Raw genomic sequence first — 19,765 nt, forward strand, 5'->3', positions numbered from 1 at the left:
CAGCCATCCGGCACTGCGGACATGGATTTTATGCCAGTCATGTACGACAACCACACCTGCAACAACAACCGATGCCAGTACGGAAACAGGTACCGCGACTTCGATGGGCAGGTAGAGTGCAAGCAAAGGAACCGCAATCAGCGATTCGCCGAATCCGAAAGTGGACCGGACCAGCGTGGCTAAGAATAGAATCAGTACGGTATATAGTATAATAACGTCGATCGCCCTAAGATTGAATACTTCTGTATGCGTTGCCGGCTTATATTTTTACTGTCCTGTGCATTGAAACGGTAAAAGTACAATTTCTAATTTGTTGAGCAAACAATATATTTATTCATGTTATGATTTCCTTATCAATAACGTTTCAGGGCTTCACGGTGCGTAGTTTTTTATTTTTCCTTGAGTTGCTCTGCAAGTCCGACCAATATTCCTTCTGTTCCACGAATGTAGCAAAGACGATATATGTCCTCATACTGAACTATTTCCCCAACAAGTTCTGCGCCTTGTTTAGTAAGCCTGGATACCAACTCGTCAATATGGTCAACTCTGAACATCACACGTAGATAGCCAAGAGAATTAACCGGTGCTGTTCTATGGTCTGAAACGGTTTTTGGTGTTATGAATCTTGAAATCTCAAGTCGGCTATGCCCATCAGGCGTAACCATCATAGCAACTTCTACCGCTTGATTTCCAAGTCCGGTTACTTGTCCGGCCCATTCGCCTTCAACCATTCCCCGTCCTTCAAGTGCCAGTCCGATTTCTGTGAAAAAGGAAATGGCATTGTCAAGATTTTCAACAACGATACCCACGTTGTTCATTTCAAGCAATTTACTTTTTTCCATATTTCCAATTTAGTCGTTTAGTGATCTTTAACTTGCGGAATTGGCAATTAGCACCGTACTTTCCAAGTGCTAGCCCAATTGAAATTCCGCAGGAGCTTTTTATGAGCGAAAGCCAGCCTCTCAAAATACTGAAAGGGCGGTTCATTATTATCCGAATATAGGCATTTTTGCCTACATGGGGTTAACAAATTAGAAATACGCATAGATTGTAAGCCGCTTAGCCAACCGGTAGCGATCTATGTTGGGAAAATGGAAATTATCGAACACCCGCAATGCCAGATCTTCCATCACCGAGCTTGTGTCGCTCATCCCGCAATACACGACGAACTTGGGGAGGCTTGCATTTCACCATTGCTGTTCCCAAAGGAATCGGAATAGACATTGTTACATTAATTGACCAGCAGCACGCGATTCTGGATGGGGTGTTCAAACGCAGCCTCAAATACCACAGGGGTATGTTTAGGACTCCCTGCCTAAATCCAGCGTTCTCTCACAATGCCCTGAAAACCAAAGAAAAAGGAATAATCGAAGTGGAGCAGTCCAGTGAATTTTTGGGGTCGTCCCCCATCGGCGGAGAGGGAGGGATTGGCTGCGCCGCTCCAAGCCCACGCGCAAAGGCCGCCGCCATCCCTTGTAGGGGAACTTCAACCAAAATGAAGCCATTCGCTACGCTCATTCCTTTTTCTGTTTAACAGGCTTCGCTCAAGCGCGCTTGGCTCGCCTCTTTAAACAGAAAAACCCGGCTATTGCCGGGCTTCATTTTGGGCGGCGGAGAGGGAGGGATTCGAACCCTCGATACGCTCAACACGTATACACACTTTCCAGGCGTGCTCATTCGACCACTCTGACACCTCTCCGGGTGGGCTGCAAAAGTAACGGTTTATTTCAGCATTTCAAACGTAAATATCAATATGGTGAATGCTGAGGCTACTATTGGTAACCCAACAGCCGGAGCACCTGTTTACTGTTCTGCTCTTCACCGAATACCTCGAAGTTGAACGTCTCATCGCGGTTACGCCGGATCAATACGTGTTTGGGTGAGGGGAGCAGGCAATGGTGGATGCCTCCGTAGCCACTGAGCACTTCCTGATAAGCTCCGGTGTGGAAGAAACCCAAGTATTGCAACTTGCGGGTCTTGGGCATAAACACACTGTTGATATGTGCTTCCTGACTGTAGTAGTCCTGGCCGTCGCACGTGATCCCACCCAGGTTTACACGCTCATATTCCGCATCCCAGTTATTGATGGGCACGAGGATGTATTTCTGGTTGAGTGCCCACACATCGGGTAAGTTGGTAATGAACGACCCGTCGAGCATAAGCCACTTTTCGCGGTCGTTCTGCTGCTTGCGGCCAATTACCTTGTAAAGGATGCCCGATGCCTCGGCAACCGTGTACTTGCCAAACTCGGTGATGATGTCGGGTTCCATCACTTCGTGTACCGCACAGATCTGTTTAATACGGTTTACGATTTCATTGACCATGTATTCGTAGTCGAAATCGTGTACCAGCGAATCCTTAAAGGGCATGCCGCCGCCGATGTCCAATGTGTCGAGGTCCGGGTTGATCTTCTTGAACTTACAATAAAGGGTAACATATTTTTCCAACTCATTCCAATAATACGGCGTATCGGAAATACCCGAATTGATGAAGAAATGCAAGAGCTTGACCTTGAAATTCGGATTGGGAAGCACCTTGTTGTTATAGAAGTCGAGGATGTCTTCCAGTCGAATACCCAAACGTGATGTATAAAAAGGCGAGTCCGGCTGTTCTTCAGCCGCAATGCGGATACCTAAATTACAAGGCTCCTCCAATTCGATCTCATCGTCGTAGATATTGAACTCTTCTTTATTATCCAACACCGGGATGATGTTCTTGAAACCGTCGTGCAGCATATCCACGATATACTGTTTGTACTGGTAGGTCTTGAAGCCGTTGCAGATGACGGTGATGTCTTTGTTAACCACCCCCTTTTTTTCCAACGTATCGATCATGGGCATATCGAACGCCGATGATGTCTCCAGATGGATGTCATTTTTCAGCGCTTCTTCCACCACATGTCTGAAATGCGAACTTTTGGTGCAGTAGCAGTATTTGTACGATCCCCGGTAATTGTGCTTCAGGATAGCGGTTTGGAACAGGATTTTGGCTTGCTGTATCTTCTTGCTGATGATGGGAAGATAGGTGAATCGTAGTGGCGTACCATACGTTTCAATCATCTCCATCAAATTGAGGTCGTGAAAGTATAGTTCGTCATCGATGATTTCAAACCCATCCTGCGGAAAGCTCACACTGAGGTCAAGAAATTCCTGATAGCTCTGCATCTCTTTATTTTGTTATATTATATGGTTCTATTTTTTTTACGCTAACAACACTTTTCGCTGCATTCGCTGAAGCGAATTAGACAAACATCCGCTTGCATATAATACGGGGTTTGTCTAGTTTTGGCAAAGATATGTTTTCGGTACGAATACGTCGCTAAAAAATAGTTATCTATTATAAAATTGTGATTCACGGTACCTGAGCTAAGAAATTAATGCTTAAACACTTACATGAGTAGCACCATACAACAACAACTCATCTACCACACAAAACAGGCCGTCAAGGAATTATATGGGGCCGATTTGCCTGACCACCAAATAGCCATACAGGAAACGAGAAAAGAGTTTGAGGGGCAACTTACCGTGGTTGTTTTCCCCATGACGCGATTTTCTCGGAAATCGCCCGAAGCTACCGGAAACGATATCGGATCCTACCTGTTGGCGCAACTGCCACAGCTTACCGCATTCAATACCATCAAAGGGTTCCTGAACCTGAGCTTATCTGACGAGTACTGGACCTCCTTGTTTACAACAGCCATCATGCAGGAAAAGTTTGGATATTTTCCCGCTAATGGCCGGAAGGTGATGGTAGAATACTCCTCACCAAATACCAACAAGCCCCTGCACTTGGGCCATATCCGCAACAACCTGTTGGGTTATTCGGTGGCCGCTATCCTAACGGCCTATGGCTATGATGTCATCAAGACGAATTTAGTGAACGACCGGGGTATCCATATCTGTAAGTCGATGCTGGCTTGGCAGCGGTGGGGCAACGGCGAAACGCCTGAAACCAGTGGCGTCAAAGGCGATCATCTGGTGGGTAAGTATTACGTGCTTTTTGATAAAGCGTACAAGCAGGAGATCGACGAGCTGAAGACCCAGGGTTACACGGAAGAAGAGGCCAAAAAGCAGGCGCCTGTCATCCGCCAAGCCCAGCAGATGCTGCAACGATGGGAAGCGGGCGACGAAACGGTGGTCGGGCTCTGGAAAATGATGAACAGCTGGGTTTATTCCGGCTTCGACCAAACCTATGCACGCCTCGGTGTAGACTTCGATAAATACTATTACGAATCGGATACTTACCTGCTGGGTAAAGATATCATCAACGAAGGGTTGGAAAAAGGGGTGTTTTTCAGGAAGGAAGACAACTCTGTCTGGATCGACCTTACCAACGAGGGGTTGGATGAGAAATTGGTGCTGCGCGGCGACGGTACGTCGGTATACATTACGCAAGATATGGGGACCGCACAGCTGAAGTATGATGACTTCGGCATGGAAGAATCCATCTATGTGGTGGGCAATGAGCAGGATTACCATTTCAAGGTGTTGTTTCTTATTTTGGAGAAACTGGGTAAGCCCTGGGCTAAGGGCTTGTTCCACCTGTCATATGGAATGGTCGACCTGCCGTCGGGAAAGATGAAGTCGCGCGAGGGTACGGTGGTGGATGCCGATGACCTGATGGATGAAATGACAGCGACAGCCAAGCGGCGCACCGAAGAACTTGGGAAAACCGAAGGACTGCCGGAAACCGAAAAAGCAACATTGTATGATATCATCGGCATGGGAGCGCTCAAATATTTTCTCCTGAAGGTCGAACCCAAAAAGCGTCTTCTCTTCGACCCCAACGAGTCGATCGATTTCCAGGGACATACGGGACCTTTTATTCAATATACACATGCCCGTATCCAATCCGTACTCACCAAAGGCGGCTACCGTGCCCAGCTTGCCGTGGTTAAACCACCTATGCTGTCTACAAGCGAACGCGATCTGATTCAGCTGCTTGGCAACTACCCTGCTACCATTGGGTCAGCTGCCAGGGAGTTCAGTCCAGCGCAGGTGGCCAACTACGGCTTTGAACTGGCTAAGCAATACAATAAATTCTATCACGAGGAAACCATCCTAAAGGCAGAAGATGAAAGGATTCGGAATTTTCGGTTGCACCTCTCGGCCGCCACAGCGCGCATCATCGCCAACAGTATGCAACTGCTCGGTATTGAAGTGCCACACCGCATGTAAAATATAAGTGACCGTATGGACAAGGTAATTAATGTAGGGCTGGTCGGCTTCGGTGCTGCCGGCCAGGTATTCCACGCTCCCGTTATCACATCGGTGGCAGGTTTGCGGTTGCACCGCGTCACGGCCCGAAAGCCTGAACAGCAGGAGCTGCTTCGACAACGGTACCCCGAGGCCATACCGGAGGGAAGTGCAGCAGCGATCATCCAAGCCGATGACATCGATTTAGTGGTGGTGGCCACCTCGAATGACGTGCACCATTCCCTTAGCAAAGCGGCCCTGCTTGCCGGCAAGCATGTGGTCGTCGAGAAGCCGTTCACCAATACCTCGGCGCAGGCAGACGAACTTATTGCTGTGGCACAGCAGCAAAACCGATTACTCACCGTGCACCACAATGCGCGTTGGAATAGTGATTATCTCACGGTCAAGAAAGTGATTGAAGGCGGCCGGTTGGGCCGGTTGGTTGCTTTCGAAGCGCGGTACGACCGGTTCCGTAATACGCTCAAAGAAAACGCATGGCGTGAAGAAGATTTGCCCGGGTCGGGTATTCTTTATGATCTGGGTGCCCACCTCATCGACCAATCCATCGAGCTTTTCGGCCTGCCGGAGGCAGTTAATGCCGATTTGCGCAAGCAGCGGAACGGTGCCCGGGCGGTAGATGATTTTGAACTGATCCTCCATTATCCGGCATTGAAGGTGTCGCTGAAAGGTGCCATGCTTGTCAAAGAACCTTCGCCGCGATACGCCCTGTATGGCATGGATGGAGCATTTGTAAAATATGGTGTCGACCCGCAGGAGGCGGCGCTTAAGGCAGGGCGGTTGCCCAAGGACGATCCGGATTGGGGGAAGGAGCCCGAGACAATATGGGGGAAATTGAATGTCCTCGAAAACGGGAGGGATTACACCGAATATCTTCCCAGCGAAAGGGGCAACTATCCGGCATTTTACCGGAATGTCCATGCAGCAATTGTCGGTGGAAGCGAATTGCACGTGAAGCCCGAGCAGGCACGGGATGTAATCCGCCTTATCGAATTGGCCGAACGGAGCTGGGCGGAAAGACGCACGTTGGACGTATAGACACTAGACAATCGATAGTAGATTCCGCCGACTTTTGACTAACAACTTACGACATACAAAATACGATGCCGTCATCATTGGGGGAGGGGCGTGTGGGCTCATGTGTGCGGTGCAGGCCGGTAAGCGTGGTAAACGTACGCTGGTTTTGGAACGCAATGACCGGCCGGGGGCCAAAATCCTGATTTCAGGGGGCGGCCGCTGCAATTATACCAATCTACACACGTCGGTAGCAAACTTCGTATCGGCCGAGCCTGCATTCGCCCATTCCGTGTTGGGGCAATGGACGGTCGCAGACACCATTCGGTTTTTCGAACAGTACGGCATCACCGGCAAAGAGAAAACGTTGGGGCAATTATTTCCGGTAAGTAATAAAGCGAAGCATGTTGTCGATGTCTTTGTTAACCTGTTGCGGCAGTATGATCAGGAAATGCTCCTGAATAGCAACGCGATCGTTGTGGATCGGCGGGCTGATGGTCACTTCGAAGTGTCGTACGAGTCTGATGGAAATGTACGGTACGTCGATGCGGCTTCAGTTGTGATCGCCAGTGGCGGGCTACCCGTAGCGAAGCTGGGTGCAAGTGATTTTGCCCTCCGTACCGCCCGTCAGTTCGGAATGGAGATTATCGCTACGGCGCCGGCATTGGTGCCACTGGCCATTACCGGTAAGGACGCCGACTGGTTCGCTGCACTTGCAGGCAACAGCGTATATTGCCGGGTAGCGAATGAGCGGGCAAGCTTTGAAGAGAATATCCTCTTCACTCATTGGGGGCTCAGTGGGCCGGCCATACTGCAACTATCTTCGTATTGGCGACCCGGCGAGGCTATCGTTATCGACCTGCTGCCCGATCGTTCTATCGAACAGCTTATCAAGGAACAACGCCAAACCGGCGGGGCACGGCTGGTGCGCCAACTGTTGGGCGACTTCTATTCCCGCCGACTGGTCGAATCGCTTGGCAAATTCCTTCCCATAGATACAAAAATAGCCTCATTGAGTAAAGCCGATGCTAAGCGTATCGCGACGACCATCCACCGGTTTACGGTAACGCCGGCGAGCGACAAGGGCTACGACAAGGCCGAGGTAATGCGCGGCGGTGTAGCTACCCACGAGTTGGTGCCCGGAACGTTGGAGGCGAAGCGGGTTCAAGGTCTTTATTTCGGGGGAGAAGGGGTAGACATGACGGGCTGGTTGGGCGGTTACAATTTCCAATGGGCATGGGCCAGCGGCTACGTGATTGCACAGTCGATCTAAGGGTAATCAATTGGTATTCATTTGTTCCCCACCAGCCCCCGGGAGAAGGCGTTTCCGTGGCGTGGTTTTTGGTGCATTAACAACGGTTAAAGTTATTAACAAAGTCTTATCCCGTTGTTTTTCAATGTGCGTTGGCTGTTCTCAACATTTTTTGAACAATGGGTGTTAATAAGTTATTGAGCTAATTGTACTTGTTTCAAGCGTAAGCACATTAAAAAAAAAGAGGTGTGAAAAGGCTGTTTAGAACTTGTAGGGAAGTGGCCCGTAAATTTCCCTAGCTTTGTTACGCTGTTTAGCTGCCGCTTCACAGCCGCCGGTGATAAACCGCAGTGTCGATATTGCTTATTAAGATAAATGGATATAAAACGTTGTTGTAGATAAAGATGACAAACCAAAATGAACATACTTCCAATCCAACAGGTGCTTCAGGACGAGGTTCGTTTGCCGAACGCCGCACACGGTTGAATAATTTGGTGAGCGGATTGGGGAAGCTGCCGCCACAGGCCGGCGATCTGGAAGAAGCTGTATTGGGGGCCCTCATGCTGGAGAAAGACGCGCTCAGCGAAGTCATCGACGTCCTTAAGCCCGAAACGTTTTATGTAGAAGCACACCAGAAGATATTTGAAGCTATCTACAACCTATTCCAGAAAACATCGCCCATCGACTTGCTTACGGTCACTGCCGAATTGCGGGCAATGGGAGCCTTGGAGCTGGTGGGCGGCGCGTATTATATCACGCAACTCACAGACCGCGTGGTTTCGGCAGCGAATATCGAGTACCACGCCCGTATCATCTCCCAGAAATATATCCAACGCGAACTGATTAAGATATCGACCGAAATCATCAACAATGCATATGAAGATACCACCGATATCTTCGACCTGTTGGACCATGCCGAGAAAAGCTTATTCGATATCGCCCAAAACAACCTGCGGCGAGACACACGCAAGATGGACGATATCATGCGCGAAGCGGTGGAAGCGCTGGAGACCCTGCGCGACCGCACGGATGGCCTCACGGGCGTGCCATCCGGTTTTACCGAGCTGGACCGGATGACGTCGGGTTGGCAGCCTTCGGATCTGGTCATCGTGGCCGCGCGGCCTGCGATGGGGAAAACCGCCTTCGTATTGAGTTGTGCACGCAATGCAGCGGTAGATCACGATAAGCCTGTCGCGGTGTTTTCCCTAGAAATGTCGTCCGTCCAGTTGGTCAACCGCCTTATTGCCGGCGAGACCGAAATTGAACAGGAGAAAATCCGTAAAGGCAACTTGGCCGACCACGAATGGACCCAGCTCCATTCGCGTATCGATAGGCTCACCCAAGCCCCGTTGCTCATTGATGATACACCCGCACTCAATATTTTCGAATTCAGGGCAAAGTGCCGGCGGTTGAAAGCACAATACGACATCCAGATGGTTATTGTCGACTATCTGCAGCTCATGCACGGCAAGAACGATGGGAAGGGTGGCAACCGCGAACAGGAAATCGGTAGCATTTCGCGGTCGCTCAAGTCGGTAGCCAAAGAATTGAATATCCCCGTCATCGCCCTTTCACAGCTTAGCCGGGCGGTGGAAAGCCGCCCTGGCGGCAGCAAGCGGCCCATGTTGTCCGACCTGCGGGAATCGGGTTCCATCGAACAGGATGCCGACATGGTACTGTTCCTCTACCGGCCCGAATATTATGGCCTTACCGAAGATGAAGCCGGCCGGCCCACTGCCGGTGTCGGTGAGGTCATTATCGCCAAGCACCGGAATGGCGAAACCGGTACCGTTCAGCTCCGGTTTATCGGTAAATATGTGAAATTTGCCGATCTGGAGGACGATTTTTCATTCGGTGGTGGACCCGCATTCGGCAGCCCGGACTCATTTTCCGCCGGCATGGCGCCCTCTGCATCGTTCGATCAGCCCGGCAGTATCACACGGCAATCGCGCATGAACGACATGAACGACGATTCGCCATTTTAGCCGGAATTTCATACCTTTACACCGCAATCGAGAAAGATATTTAGCGTAAACGGATTTTGGATTATTTAGCTGGATTAAACCCTTCGCAACGCGCTGCCGTTGAACAAACCGAGGGGCCCGTGATGATCGTAGCAGGTGCAGGTTCTGGGAAAACCCGCGTGATCACCTACCGTGTGGCCCACCTGGTCCGCAACGGCGTAGACCCGTTCCATATTTTAGTGCTTACCTTTACCAACAAGGCGGCAAAAGAGATGCGTCAGCGTATCATGAGCGTGGTGGGCAATGAAGCCAAGAACATATGGATGGGTACCTTCCACTCCGTCTTTGCCAAGATACTGCGCGTCGAGGCCGAACACATCGGTTACCCACGCAATTTTACCATCTACGATACCGACGACAGTAAAAGCCTTATCAGATCCATCCTGAAAGAGATGCAACTGGACGATAAGCTGTATAACGCGAACTTTGTGTATAACCGGATCTCGTCTGCCAAAAACAACCTTATTTCGGCACAGGAATACAATAGCAACGAACAGCTACAGGCCGACGATTTTTCCAACGGCCGTGGCCAGCTGGGGCAGGTTTACCTCACTTACGCCCAGCGGTGTTATAAAGCGGGCGCCATGGATTTCGATGACCTCCTGTTCAAGACGAATGTGCTCTTCCGCGAATACCCCGATGTACTTCACAAATACCAGCACAAGTTCAAGTACCTTATGGTGGATGAGTACCAGGATACCAACTTCTCGCAATACCTTATCGTGCGTAAGCTGGCTGCCATCAACGAAAATATCTGTGTGGTGGGCGACGACGCGCAGAGCATCTATGCTTTCCGGGGGGCAAACATCCAGAATATCCTCAACTTCGAAAAGGACTATCCTGACCTAAAGGTCTTTAAGTTGGAGCAAAACTACCGTTCCACAAAAAATATCGTGAATGCGGCAAACAGTGTTATCGCCAACAACAAAAACCAGTTGCAGAAACATGTGTTTTCCGAAAATGAAACCGGCGAAAAGATCAGGGTACACCGGGCATTCAGCGATAACGAGGAAGGCAAGATTGTAGCGGAAGCCATTGCGCAGGAGCGTGCCTTACAGGGTGGAAATTACCGGGATTTCGCCATCCTTTACCGTACCAATGCACAGTCGCGGGCTATGGAAGAGGCCCTTCGGAAAATCAATATCCCCTATAAAATCTATGGCGGTACCTCGTTCTACCAACGTAAGGAAATCAAAGATTTGATTGCTTACTTCCGGCTAACCTTCAACCCGAATGACGAGGAAGCCCTGAAACGGGTAATCAACTATCCGCGTCGGGGGATTGGTGATACGACGCTAGACCGTATTCGCGTGGCGGCCGACCAACGGCAGATCACGATGTGGGAGATCATCAGCGATGCCGTTACCCATCTCGATGGACGCAGTGCCGGTGCGGTCGGGGCATTCGCCGCGATGATACAGGGATTCCAAGTGGAGGCTAAGAAACATGCGGCATATGACGTCGCCATGCACATCGCCCAACATTCGGGTATACTAAAAGACCTCTATGCCGACAAATCGGTAGAGGGTCTCAGCCGCTATGAAAATATCCAGGAATTGCTCAATGGTATCAAGGAGTTCAGTGAGCGGGAGGATATCGAGGATCGCGGGCTCGATGTTTTCATGCAGGACGTCGCCCTGCTTACCAACGACGACAACGACAAAGACCCCAATGCGGATACGGTATCACTGATGACCATCCACTCATCAAAGGGGCTGGAGTTCCCCCATGTGTTTATCGTGGGACTTGAGGAAAACCTGTTTCCCTCGCAACTGTCGCTTAATTCCCGTAGCGACCTCGAGGAAGAACGGCGGCTTTTCTATGTGGCTGTAACCCGTGCAGAGAAGAAACTCACGCTAAGTTATGCAACCTCACGGTACCGTTGGGGCACGCTCAACAACTGCGAGCCAAGCAGGTTTCTCGACGAGTTGAATCCTACCTACTTGGAGCTCGATTTCAAACCGCGGTCGGCCCCCGAAGGAGGGGCATCATTTGCCGATGAACGGTCGGGATGGGGAGAGCGCGACGTGTTTACCAAGCCCAAACCGAAGATGACGCCCCCTAAAACACGGACACTTTTGCCCAAGGCCCATACGCCCACACCGGGGTTTACGCCGTCAGATACGAGCAACCTACAGGTCGGCATGGAAGTGGAGCATGAGCGTTTCGGCTTCGGAAAGGTGATGCAGGTAGAAGGTAGCAAAAATGATGTGAAAGCAACTATTTTCTTCAAAGAATTGGGTCAGAAACAATTGTTGCTTAAATTTGCGAAATTGCGAATCGTGGGATGAGCGGAAAAAGAACGAACAACTATGGATATTAATTTTGATTACAATAGCACCCGGCCAAAGCTGATTTTGGCGGAATATGGTCGGAATGTGCAGAATATGGTAGACTACATCTGTACCTTGCCTACCAAGGAAGAAAGGAATCGCCATGCCCAGGTCGTCATCGACATGATGGGATTCCTCAATCCGCACCTGCGCGACGTCGCCGATTTCAAACACAAGCTGTGGGACCACCTGCATATCATATCCGATTTTAAAATCGACGTGGATTCACCGTATCCCACGCCCGATAAGGCGTCCATCCATCCTAAACCAGAGTTGCTCAACTATCCGCAACACCGCATCAGGTACAAGCATTATGGCCATACCATAGAGACGATGATCGAGCGGGCAAGGATGATGAACGACCCCGAGAAAAAGCAGAGCATGACGCTCTCTATTGCCAATTTCATGAAAATGGCCTACCTTACATGGAATAAGGATTCGGTGGAAGATGATGCTATCATTGCGGACCTCCGTGAACTTTCGGACGGCGAGCTACAGCTCCCGGCGGAAGTGACCCTAACCAAGCTCGATTTCAAGACGCCGCCCCCGGGTAGCCGCACCAAGGGCGGCAGCGCTCCGCAAAACGGCAACGGAAAGAACAATAAAAAGCAGCCCCAAAAGAAAAAGAAGAAGTATTGAACGCATTCGAAATACACGGTGGTAAATCGCTGAAGGGAGAAATCATTCCCCAAGGCGCCAAAAACGAGGCACTCCAAATTCTCTCGGCTGTATTGCTTACCGAAGAGACGGTAACCATCAGTAACATCCCCGACATCAAGGATGTGAACAAGCTCATCGAATTGCTGGTCGACTTGGGCGTAACGGTGGATCGGCTTGATAAAGACACCTATACTTTCCGGGCTGAGCATATCAATCTTGATTATTTCAAATCGACGGAATTCAAGGCCAAAGGCAGTGGCCTACGTGGATCCATCATGATTGTAGGGCCCTTATTGGCGCGGTTTGGCCGGGCGGCCATTCCCAAGCCGGGTGGGGACAAAATCGGACGCCGTCGGCTCGATACCCACTTCCTGGGTTTTGAAAAATTGGGGGCCCGCTTTCATTACGATGCCGATACCCATTTCTTCAATGTCGATGCAACCAACCTCACCGGTACGTATATCCTCATGGAAGAGGCGTCGGTAACCGGTACGGCCAATATCGTGATGGCGGCCGTTTTGGCCAAAGGCACGACCACCATCTATAACGCCGCTTGCGAGCCTTACCTCCAACAGTTGTGTAAGCTATTGAACCGCATGGGGGCAAAAATTTCGGGTATCGGTTCGAACCTGCTGACCATCGAAGGGGTGGAGCGACTAGGGGGTGCCGAACACCGGATGTTGCCCGATATGATTGAGGTCGGCTCTTTTATCGGCTTGGCCGCAATGACCGGATCGGAGCTGATTATAAAAGATGTGCATTTCCAAGAGCTGGGTATCATCCCGATGGTATTCTCCAAATTGGGCATTCATTTCGAACTTCGAGGAGACGACATCTATATACCTGCCCAAAGCAGCTATGAAATAGATACGTTTATCGACGGTTCTATCTTGACGATTTCTGATGCGCCATGGCCTGGTTTCACGCCGGATTTGCTCAGTATTGTACTGGTGGTAGCCACCCAGGCCAAAGGCAACGTGCTGATTCACCAGAAGATGTTTGAAAGCAGGCTGTTTTTCGTCGACAAGCTTATCGATATGGGCGCGCAGATCATTCTCTGCGACCCGCACCGGGCCACCGTGATAGGGCTCAACAACGCGTTCAAATTGCGCGGTATCGAAATGACGTCACCCGACATCCGGGCAGGCGTGTCGTTATTGATTGCGGCGCTTTCGGCCCAAGGGAAATCCATTATCCACAATATCGAACAGATTGAACGCGGTTACCAGGATATCGAACGGCGCTTACAGGCGCTGGGCGCCGATATCAAACGCATTCAAGCGGACCCTAAACTTCACTGAAACTTTTTTGTCCAACAGTTGTTAATTTGCCTATATATTGAGGAAAAGAATGTACACGTCCAATATGAATGTTTAACCATATAATTACTTAATCGTCAAAAAAACATGGAAAAAGTAGTATTAACAATGATAGCGGGCGCATTGCTGCTTGCATCATGCGTAAGCAACCCCGAAGGGAAACGAGCGGAGACGTCGGAAAATGTGGAAGAAGCGGCACACTCGCATACAGCTAACCAGCTGGCGGTGGATACAGCGCAGTCTACCGTGCATTGGACCGGCAGGAAAGTGAGCGGCGAACACCATGGTGATGTTCAAATCAAATCGGGTACGTTGACCGTCGAGGAAGGCAAGCTGGTAGGTGGCAATTTCGTTATCGACCTCACCACCATTGCCAACCATGATCTGGATGGCGAATACAAAGGCAAACTGGAAGGGCATCTGAAGTCCGCAGACTTCTTCGACGTGGACAACCATCCCGAGGCAAGTTTCGAAATTACCAATGTAAAGGACGGCGCGGCGGCTGGCCAGGTGGTGATTTCCGGCAACCTGACCATCCGTGGGGTCACCAAGAACATCACATTCGATGCACAGGTACAGGAAGCGAGTGAAAACGCAGTGAAAGCAACCGCCGACTTCAATATCGCCCGTAAAGACTGGGGCGTGAATTATGCAGGCCAAGCGGATGACCTCATCAGCGAGGAAATAAACTTTAAGGTGACACTCGTAGCAGGTGCATAGGTTATTAGGCGCAGTCGATCTAGATGAAAGCCCGTCTCATTGAAACGAGACGGGTTTTTTTATCCAGAGATTGCATTGATGATATCGTATTGGGTGATGATGGTGATTTTGCCATATTCATCCTCCACGAGTACCGCTTGGTTGTCTTTGTGGATAAGTGACGATATCTTATCGATGGAAGTACGCAGGTCGACAAAGGGGAAAGGAGGGGTGCATATTTCCATAACCCCGGCCGATTTCAACGACGGGTTGTCCAATAGCGCATTCAGGATATCCGATTCGGTAACCTTTCCAATGATCATGCCCTGTTGGGTTACCGGTATCTGTGAGATGTTAAGCGTTTTCATGCTGTTGAACGTCTCGATAACCGACTGTTCCGCGTCGGCCATGATGAGGGGCACATCGCCCCGTTTCTTGAGGATGGTCTGTGCGGTTAGTTTCTCATCTTCAAGGAACCCCCGCTCACGCAGCCAATCTTCGTTGTACATCTTGCCCATATAGCGCGACCCGTGGTCGTGTAGGATGACCACCACCACCGAGTCGTCACGGAGCCGGTCGCCGAGCTGGAGTAATCCGGCAACGGCAGCCCCCGCGGAATTGCCTGCGAAGATGCCTTCTTTGCGGGCCAGATCGCGCGTCATTAACGCAGCATCTTTATCGGTGACTTTCTCGAAGTGGTCGATCACCTCAAATGCAACATTTTTAGGCAGGAAATCTTCACCGATGCCTTCCGTAATGTAGGGGTATATCTCGTTTTTGTCAAAGATGCCCGTTTCCTTATATTTTTTGAATACCGACCCATAGGAGTCGATACCCCATATCAGGATATCCGGATTCTTCTCCTTGAGGTATTTGCCGGCCCCGCTGATGGTTCCACCGGTTCCTACGCCCGCCACCAGGTGGGTGACTTTTCCTTCGGTCTGTTCCCATATCTCCGGTCCTGTTTGCTCGTAATGTGCCCGTGTATTGGAGAGGTTGTCGTATTGGTTCGCTTTCCACGAATTGGGGATTTCGCGTTCCAATCGGCTAGATACCGAATAATAGGAGCGGGGGTCTTCGGGATCGACATTGGTAGGGCACACGATGACCTCTGCGCCGAATGCCCGTAGGGCATCGATCTTTTCCTTCGATTGCTTATCCGTTGTGGTGAAAATACAGCGGTAACCCTTGATGACCGCGGCCATGGCCAAACCCATGCCGGTATTGCCCGATGTACCCTCGATAATGGTGCCGCCTGGTTTGAGCAGGCCCGCCGCTTCGGCGTCTTCGATCATCTTCACCGCCATGCGGTCTTTGATGGAGTTACCGGGGTTTGTTGTCTCGATTTTAGCCAGTATGGTGCCCTTTAACCTGCTGGTGATGCGATTAAGCTTTACCATAGGGGTATTGCCGATGGTGTCCAGTATGTTGTCGTGCCACATGGTTGTTGGGTTATCGTGATTAGAACTTCAGGTGCTTTACGGTCAGGCCGTTGTTGATCAGCTGACGGAGCGACTCAATACCAATGGTAAGGTGGCTTTCCACGAATTTGGCGGTCACGCTCAAGTCGCTTTCCGCCGTTTTGATCCCCTCGGGTATCATCGGCTGATCCGATACCAACAGCAGGGCGCCGGTTGGGATTTTGTTGGCGAAACCGACCGAAAAGATGGTGGCGGTTTCCATGTCGACGAGCATGGCCCGGATGCTTTTGAGGTATTTTTTAAACGCTTTGTCGTGTTCCCATACCCGCCTGTTGGTGGTATAGACGGTACCCGTCCAGTAATCGAGGGCATGGTCGCGTATGGTTGTTGAGATGGCCTTTTGCAATGCAAAGGCGGGCAGTGCCGGAACTTCCGGCGGAAAGTAGTCGTTAGAGGTTCCTTCGCCGCGGATAGCTGCGATGGGCAACACCATATCGCCGATCTTATTTTTCTTTTTCAGGCCACCTGCCTTTCCCAAAAACAGTACAGCTTTTGGCGATATCGCCGATAGGAGATCCATGATGGTCGCCGCCATGGGGCTTCCCATTCCGAAATTGATGATCGTGATGCCCTCGGCTGTAACGCTCTGCATCGGCTTGTCCAAGCCGAGGATCGGTGCATTGTCATGCATCTCCGAAAAAAGCTTTACATAATTCGAAAAGTTCGTTAGCAGGATGTAGTCCCCGAATTCGTCCAATGGCCGGTTCGTATAACGCGGCAGCCAATTGTTTACGATTTCTTCTTTACTTTTCAGGCCCGGTTTGATGGGCGTTTCTGCGGGGTTATTTTTCTTGTTTGCCATGGCCGTAAAATAAACTGCATCGTCCGTCAATTACCCGTGCCTTCAAGAACCACACAAACCCTACGCTGCCTTCAGTTTCTTCAAATCGGACTTTTCGAATTTATGTTTGGCGTATTCGAGCGAAATATACAGTGTTTTCTGTTCACCTTTGTCAGATGGGATTTCGAACATCGCGTCTAGCATAATGGCTTCGCAGATGGACCGGAGGCCCCGCGCACCCAGCTTGAACTCATTGGCCTTATCCACGATGAATTGATACACGTCATCGTCGAACTTCAGTTCCACATCCTCATATTCAAACAATTTCTGATATTGCTTGATCAGTGCATTTTTAGGTTCCGTAAGAATATTCAACAACGTCTCTTTATCGAGGGGGTTGAGGTAAGTGAGCACCGGCAACCGGCCGATGAGCTCCGGGATGAGGCCGTAGCTCTTCAAGTCTTGCGGGGTGATGTATTTCAAGAGGTTGTTCAAGTCCACTTCAACCTCGTCTTGGTTTACCCTGTACCCGATGGTTTGGGTGCGCAGCCGGTTGGCGATTTTCTTCTGGATGCCATCAAACGCCCCACCGCACATGAAGAGGATGTTGTTGGTGTTTACCGCGATCATCTTCTGGTCGGGATGCTTACGACCACCCTGTGGCGGTACATTCACAACGGTTCCTTCCAAGATTTTCAACAGTGCTTGTTGTACCCCTTCGCCAGACACATCACGTGTAATGGAGGGGTTGTCGCTTTTGCGGGCTATCTTATCGATTTCGTCGATGTAGATAATTCCCCGCTCGGCGGCGGCCACATCGTAGTCGGCCGCTTGCAGGAGGCGGGTGAGAATGCTCTCTACATCTTCACCCACATACCCCGCCTCCGTCAATACCGTGGCATCGCATATGCAAAAAGGCACATTCAGGATTTTGGCGATGGTTTTAGCGAGCAGCGTTTTGCCCGTGCCGGTTTCACCCACCATGATGATGTTCGATTTCTCCAGCTCGATCTCGTCCTTATCCGTCTTTTGGTTCAGTCGTTTGTAATGGTTATATACCGCCACGGCCATCACCTTCTTGGCATCATCCTGCCCGATGACGTATTGGTCGAGGTGCGCCTTGATTTCGATCGGGCGTATAAGTTTCAGCGTGGTTTGCAGGGCCTTGCTCTTACGGAGGTTCATCTCCTCGGTGAGTATTTCACCAGCCTGTGCAATGCAGCGGTCGCAGATATGCGCACCGTCGCCCGCAATGAGCATCAGTGCGTCCTGCTTGCGTATGCCACAGAATGAGCAAGTCACTTCCTTTGTATTTTTTGCCATGGTTATTTTCCTTTTTTGGAGGCCAGCACCTCATCAACCATGCCGTGCTCTTTGGCCTCTTCAGCTTTCATCCAATAATCGCGGTCCGACGATTTTTCCACCCATTCGTAACTCTTTCCGGAATGGTGGGCAATGATATCGTAAAGTTCTTTCTTAAGTTTCAGCATTTCGCGGAGGTTGATTTCCATATCGGCAGCCACACCTTGGGCACCGCCCGAAGGCTGGTGTATCATCACCCGCGAATGGGTCAACGCAGCACGTTTCCCCTTGGCGCCGGCGCATAGCAATACCGCTGCCATCGAAGCCGCCATGCCGGTACAGATGGTAGCCACATCGGGTGTGATGTACTGCATGGTATCGTAGATACCCAGTCCGGCATACACGCTACCGCCGGGGGAATTGATGTAAATCTGGATGTCCCGTTGTGCATCGGCGGATTGCAGGAAGAGGAGCTGTGCCTGAATGATATTGGCCACCTGGTCGCCCACTGGGTCACCCATAAAAATGATACGGTCCATCATCAATCTCGAAAACACATCCATCTGGGCAACGTTCATCTGCCGTTCTTCGATGATGTAGGGAGTGAGTGATGTCGGCATTTTGCGTTCCACGCGGCCAATGAAACCATCTACATGTTGGCTACCGATCCGGTGGTGCTTAATCGCATATTTTCTAAATTCGTTTTTGTCAATGCTCATGGTTTTTATTCTATTATCTTGCTAAGATAGGTGATTCTGTCCAATTATTAAATATCCGCGTGGTAATTGTGATTCGACAAACATCGCGCCATGCGCGGGCTAGGGAAGGTTGACTGCCAAAATGCCCGACCGTTGGGCTGTCACCCTGTCTGTTTGTGAAGGCCGCCAAGGCGGTCGTTATGGCTGGTAGTCCGGCAACTCGGCAAGGAATTCGAAGCGATTTTCGTCGAAATGGATGCGACAGTAAAAATGTTGCAGGCCATTGCTTACCAGGAGGAGGGGTACGCGGTACACCATATTGTACCGCGCGATCTGCTCGAACGCCGCTTGGGTGATTCCCACCGTAGGTGCTTTGAATTCCGCCAATAGAATTTTGTTTCCGCGCGTGTCATGCACCACCAAATCGCTGCGCCGAGGCATGCTATGGAGCGTCAGGCCGCCTTCGAGTTTAATCAGCGACCGGGGGTATCGCTTCGCGTGTATCAGGTGGTTTACCCAATGCTGGCGCACCCATTCTTCGGGGGTGAGCACCAGTTGTTTCTTCCGCAATTCATCAAATATGAGTAGCTTCGTGCCGTCCCGTTGGATGTTGGCCGGATATGCCGGTAAATTAAGGGGTGTGGGGGTGAACATCTTACAAAAATAGGGTTTAAATATGTAATTTGGCAACGCGAAAAGGGAGTAGTGAAAAATGGATACCCATAAAATCATTTCCGATATAAAGGGCAAGAAGCTCTTGCCGGTATACCTGTTGCATGGCGAAGAACCCTATGCCATAGATTTGGTGAGCGATTGCATCGAGACGCAGGTGCTCGATGAAGCCCAGCGCGGGTTCGACCAGACGGTGCTTTATGGGAAGGATACCGATTTTGCCACGGTTGTGAGTGCTGCCCGGCGCTACCCGATGATGAGCGACTACCAGGTGATCATCGTCAAGGAAGCCCAAAACCTGAAGTGGAAGGAAGACG

General features: G+C 50.5%; 17 protein-coding genes and 1 tRNA gene. 9 read left to right on the forward strand and 9 right to left on the reverse strand.

The features are described 5' to 3' along the window. The 4 genes from ACO1NT_RS00945 to ACO1NT_RS00960 all read right to left on the reverse strand — a co-directional run. The coding region (locus tag ACO1NT_RS00945; protein WP_449046474.1) for a TSUP family transporter at positions 1 to 222 on the reverse strand (222 nt) is incomplete at its 3' end. Between the two features lie 167 nt (positions 223 to 389). Next, positions 390 to 842, reverse strand: coding sequence for a VOC family protein (locus ACO1NT_RS00950; protein ID WP_449046457.1), 453 nt, complete (start codon positions 840 to 842; stop codon positions 390 to 392). A 769-nt stretch (positions 843 to 1,611) separates the two neighbouring features. Continuing rightward, positions 1,612 to 1,699, reverse strand: a tRNA-Ser gene (locus ACO1NT_RS00955). Positions 1,700 to 1,772: 73 nt separating this feature from the next. Next, entirely contained in the window at positions 1,773 to 3,164 is a 1,392-nt protein-coding gene (locus ACO1NT_RS00960) for an arginine decarboxylase (RefSeq protein WP_449046458.1), read from the reverse strand. 228 nt (positions 3,165 to 3,392) lie between these two features. Here ACO1NT_RS00960 and argS point away from each other — a divergent pair, with 228 nt between their 5' ends. The 8 genes from argS (at position 3,393) to ACO1NT_RS01000 (ending at position 14,535) form a co-directional block, all read left to right on the forward strand. Next, the gene (gene argS, locus ACO1NT_RS00965) at positions 3,393 to 5,177 is read left to right on the forward strand and encodes an arginine--tRNA ligase (RefSeq protein WP_449046459.1); all 1,785 of its coding nucleotides are present in this window, start codon (positions 3,393 to 3,395) and stop codon (positions 5,175 to 5,177) included. 15 nt (positions 5,178 to 5,192) lie between these two features. Further along, positions 5,193 to 6,251, forward strand: coding sequence for an oxidoreductase (locus ACO1NT_RS00970; RefSeq protein WP_449046460.1), 1,059 nt, complete (start codon positions 5,193 to 5,195; stop codon positions 6,249 to 6,251). Positions 6,252 to 6,285: 34 nt separating this feature from the next. Next, positions 6,286 to 7,500, forward strand: coding sequence for an NAD(P)/FAD-dependent oxidoreductase (locus ACO1NT_RS00975; RefSeq protein ID WP_449046461.1), 1,215 nt, complete (start codon positions 6,286 to 6,288; stop codon positions 7,498 to 7,500). Positions 7,501 to 7,883: 383 nt separating this feature from the next. After that, positions 7,884 to 9,464 (forward strand): replicative DNA helicase, encoded by a 1,581-nt coding sequence (gene dnaB / locus ACO1NT_RS00980; protein ID WP_449046463.1) that lies wholly within the window; start codon positions 7,884 to 7,886, stop codon positions 9,462 to 9,464. 56 nt (positions 9,465 to 9,520) lie between these two features. Continuing rightward, complete coding sequence (locus ACO1NT_RS00985) at positions 9,521 to 11,794, forward strand: ATP-dependent helicase (protein WP_449046464.1); 2,274 nt, start codon at positions 9,521 to 9,523, stop codon at positions 11,792 to 11,794. Positions 11,795 to 11,821: 27 nt separating this feature from the next. Next, the gene (locus tag ACO1NT_RS00990) at positions 11,822 to 12,475 is read left to right on the forward strand and encodes a DUF4290 domain-containing protein (RefSeq protein ID WP_449046476.1); all 654 of its coding nucleotides are present in this window, start codon (positions 11,822 to 11,824) and stop codon (positions 12,473 to 12,475) included. Next, on the forward strand, positions 12,472 to 13,797 hold the full coding sequence (gene murA / locus ACO1NT_RS00995; protein WP_449046465.1) for a UDP-N-acetylglucosamine 1-carboxyvinyltransferase: 1,326 nt from the start codon (positions 12,472 to 12,474) through the stop codon (positions 13,795 to 13,797). Before ACO1NT_RS00990 ends, murA begins: the two co-directional genes overlap by 4 nt. Before the next feature lie 105 nt (positions 13,798 to 13,902). Then, complete coding sequence (locus ACO1NT_RS01000; RefSeq protein ID WP_449046466.1) at positions 13,903 to 14,535, forward strand: YceI family protein; 633 nt, start codon at positions 13,903 to 13,905, stop codon at positions 14,533 to 14,535. Between the two features lie 59 nt (positions 14,536 to 14,594). Here the strand turns inward: ACO1NT_RS01000 and ACO1NT_RS01005 are convergent, their stop codons facing one another. From ACO1NT_RS01005 to ACO1NT_RS01025, 5 genes are all read right to left on the reverse strand, one after another. After that, on the reverse strand, positions 14,595 to 15,956 hold the full coding sequence (locus ACO1NT_RS01005; RefSeq protein ID WP_449046467.1) for a pyridoxal-phosphate dependent enzyme: 1,362 nt from the start codon (positions 15,954 to 15,956) through the stop codon (positions 14,595 to 14,597). A 19-nt stretch (positions 15,957 to 15,975) separates the two neighbouring features. Then, on the reverse strand, positions 15,976 to 16,797 hold the full coding sequence (locus ACO1NT_RS01010) for an AMP nucleosidase (RefSeq protein ID WP_449046468.1): 822 nt from the start codon (positions 16,795 to 16,797) through the stop codon (positions 15,976 to 15,978). Between the two features lie 60 nt (positions 16,798 to 16,857). Then, positions 16,858 to 18,099, reverse strand: a complete 1,242-nt coding sequence (clpX, locus tag ACO1NT_RS01015; protein WP_449046469.1) for an ATP-dependent Clp protease ATP-binding subunit ClpX — start codon at positions 18,097 to 18,099, stop codon at positions 16,858 to 16,860. Between the two features lie 2 nt (positions 18,100 to 18,101). Next, on the reverse strand, positions 18,102 to 18,797 hold the full coding sequence (locus ACO1NT_RS01020) for an ATP-dependent Clp protease proteolytic subunit (protein ID WP_449046470.1): 696 nt from the start codon (positions 18,795 to 18,797) through the stop codon (positions 18,102 to 18,104). Between the two features lie 177 nt (positions 18,798 to 18,974). Continuing rightward, positions 18,975 to 19,430: a type I restriction enzyme HsdR N-terminal domain-containing protein gene (locus tag ACO1NT_RS01025; protein ID WP_449046471.1), complete on the reverse strand. Its 456-nt coding sequence runs from the start codon at positions 19,428 to 19,430 to the stop codon at positions 18,975 to 18,977. Between the two features lie 58 nt (positions 19,431 to 19,488). Here ACO1NT_RS01025 and ACO1NT_RS01030 point away from each other — a divergent pair. After that, positions 19,489 to 19,765 (forward strand): DNA polymerase III subunit delta (locus tag ACO1NT_RS01030; RefSeq protein WP_449046472.1); only part of this gene is annotated, 277 nt, incomplete at its 3' end.

It is taken from the genome of Parapedobacter sp. (genome assembly GCF_053550995.1).

Bases quoted from the DNA above. Each gene is read 5' to 3' on its own strand.
- ACO1NT_RS01010 (WP_449046468.1), bottom strand. From the start codon at position 16,797: ATGGCAAACAAGAAAAATAACCCCGCAGAAACGCCCATCAAACCGGGC.
- argS (WP_449046459.1), top strand. From the start codon at position 3,393: ATGAGTAGCACCATACAACAACAACTCATCTACCACACAAAACAGGCC.
- dnaB (WP_449046463.1), top strand. From the start codon at position 7,884: ATGACAAACCAAAATGAACATACTTCCAATCCAACAGGTGCTTCAGGA.
- ACO1NT_RS01025 (WP_449046471.1), bottom strand. From the start codon at position 19,430: ATGTTCACCCCCACACCCCTTAATTTACCGGCATATCCGGCCAACATC.
- ACO1NT_RS00950 (WP_449046457.1), bottom strand. From the start codon at position 842: ATGGAAAAAAGTAAATTGCTTGAAATGAACAACGTGGGTATCGTTGTT.
- clpX (WP_449046469.1), bottom strand. From the start codon at position 18,099: ATGGCAAAAAATACAAAGGAAGTGACTTGCTCATTCTGTGGCATACGC.
- ACO1NT_RS00960 (WP_449046458.1), bottom strand. From the start codon at position 3,164: ATGCAGAGCTATCAGGAATTTCTTGACCTCAGTGTGAGCTTTCCGCAG.
- ACO1NT_RS01005 (WP_449046467.1), bottom strand. From the start codon at position 15,956: ATGTGGCACGACAACATACTGGACACCATCGGCAATACCCCTATGGTA.
- ACO1NT_RS00970 (WP_449046460.1), top strand. From the start codon at position 5,193: ATGGACAAGGTAATTAATGTAGGGCTGGTCGGCTTCGGTGCTGCCGGC.
- ACO1NT_RS01020 (WP_449046470.1), bottom strand. From the start codon at position 18,797: ATGAGCATTGACAAAAACGAATTTAGAAAATATGCGATTAAGCACCAC.
- ACO1NT_RS01000 (WP_449046466.1), top strand. From the start codon at position 13,903: ATGGAAAAAGTAGTATTAACAATGATAGCGGGCGCATTGCTGCTTGCA.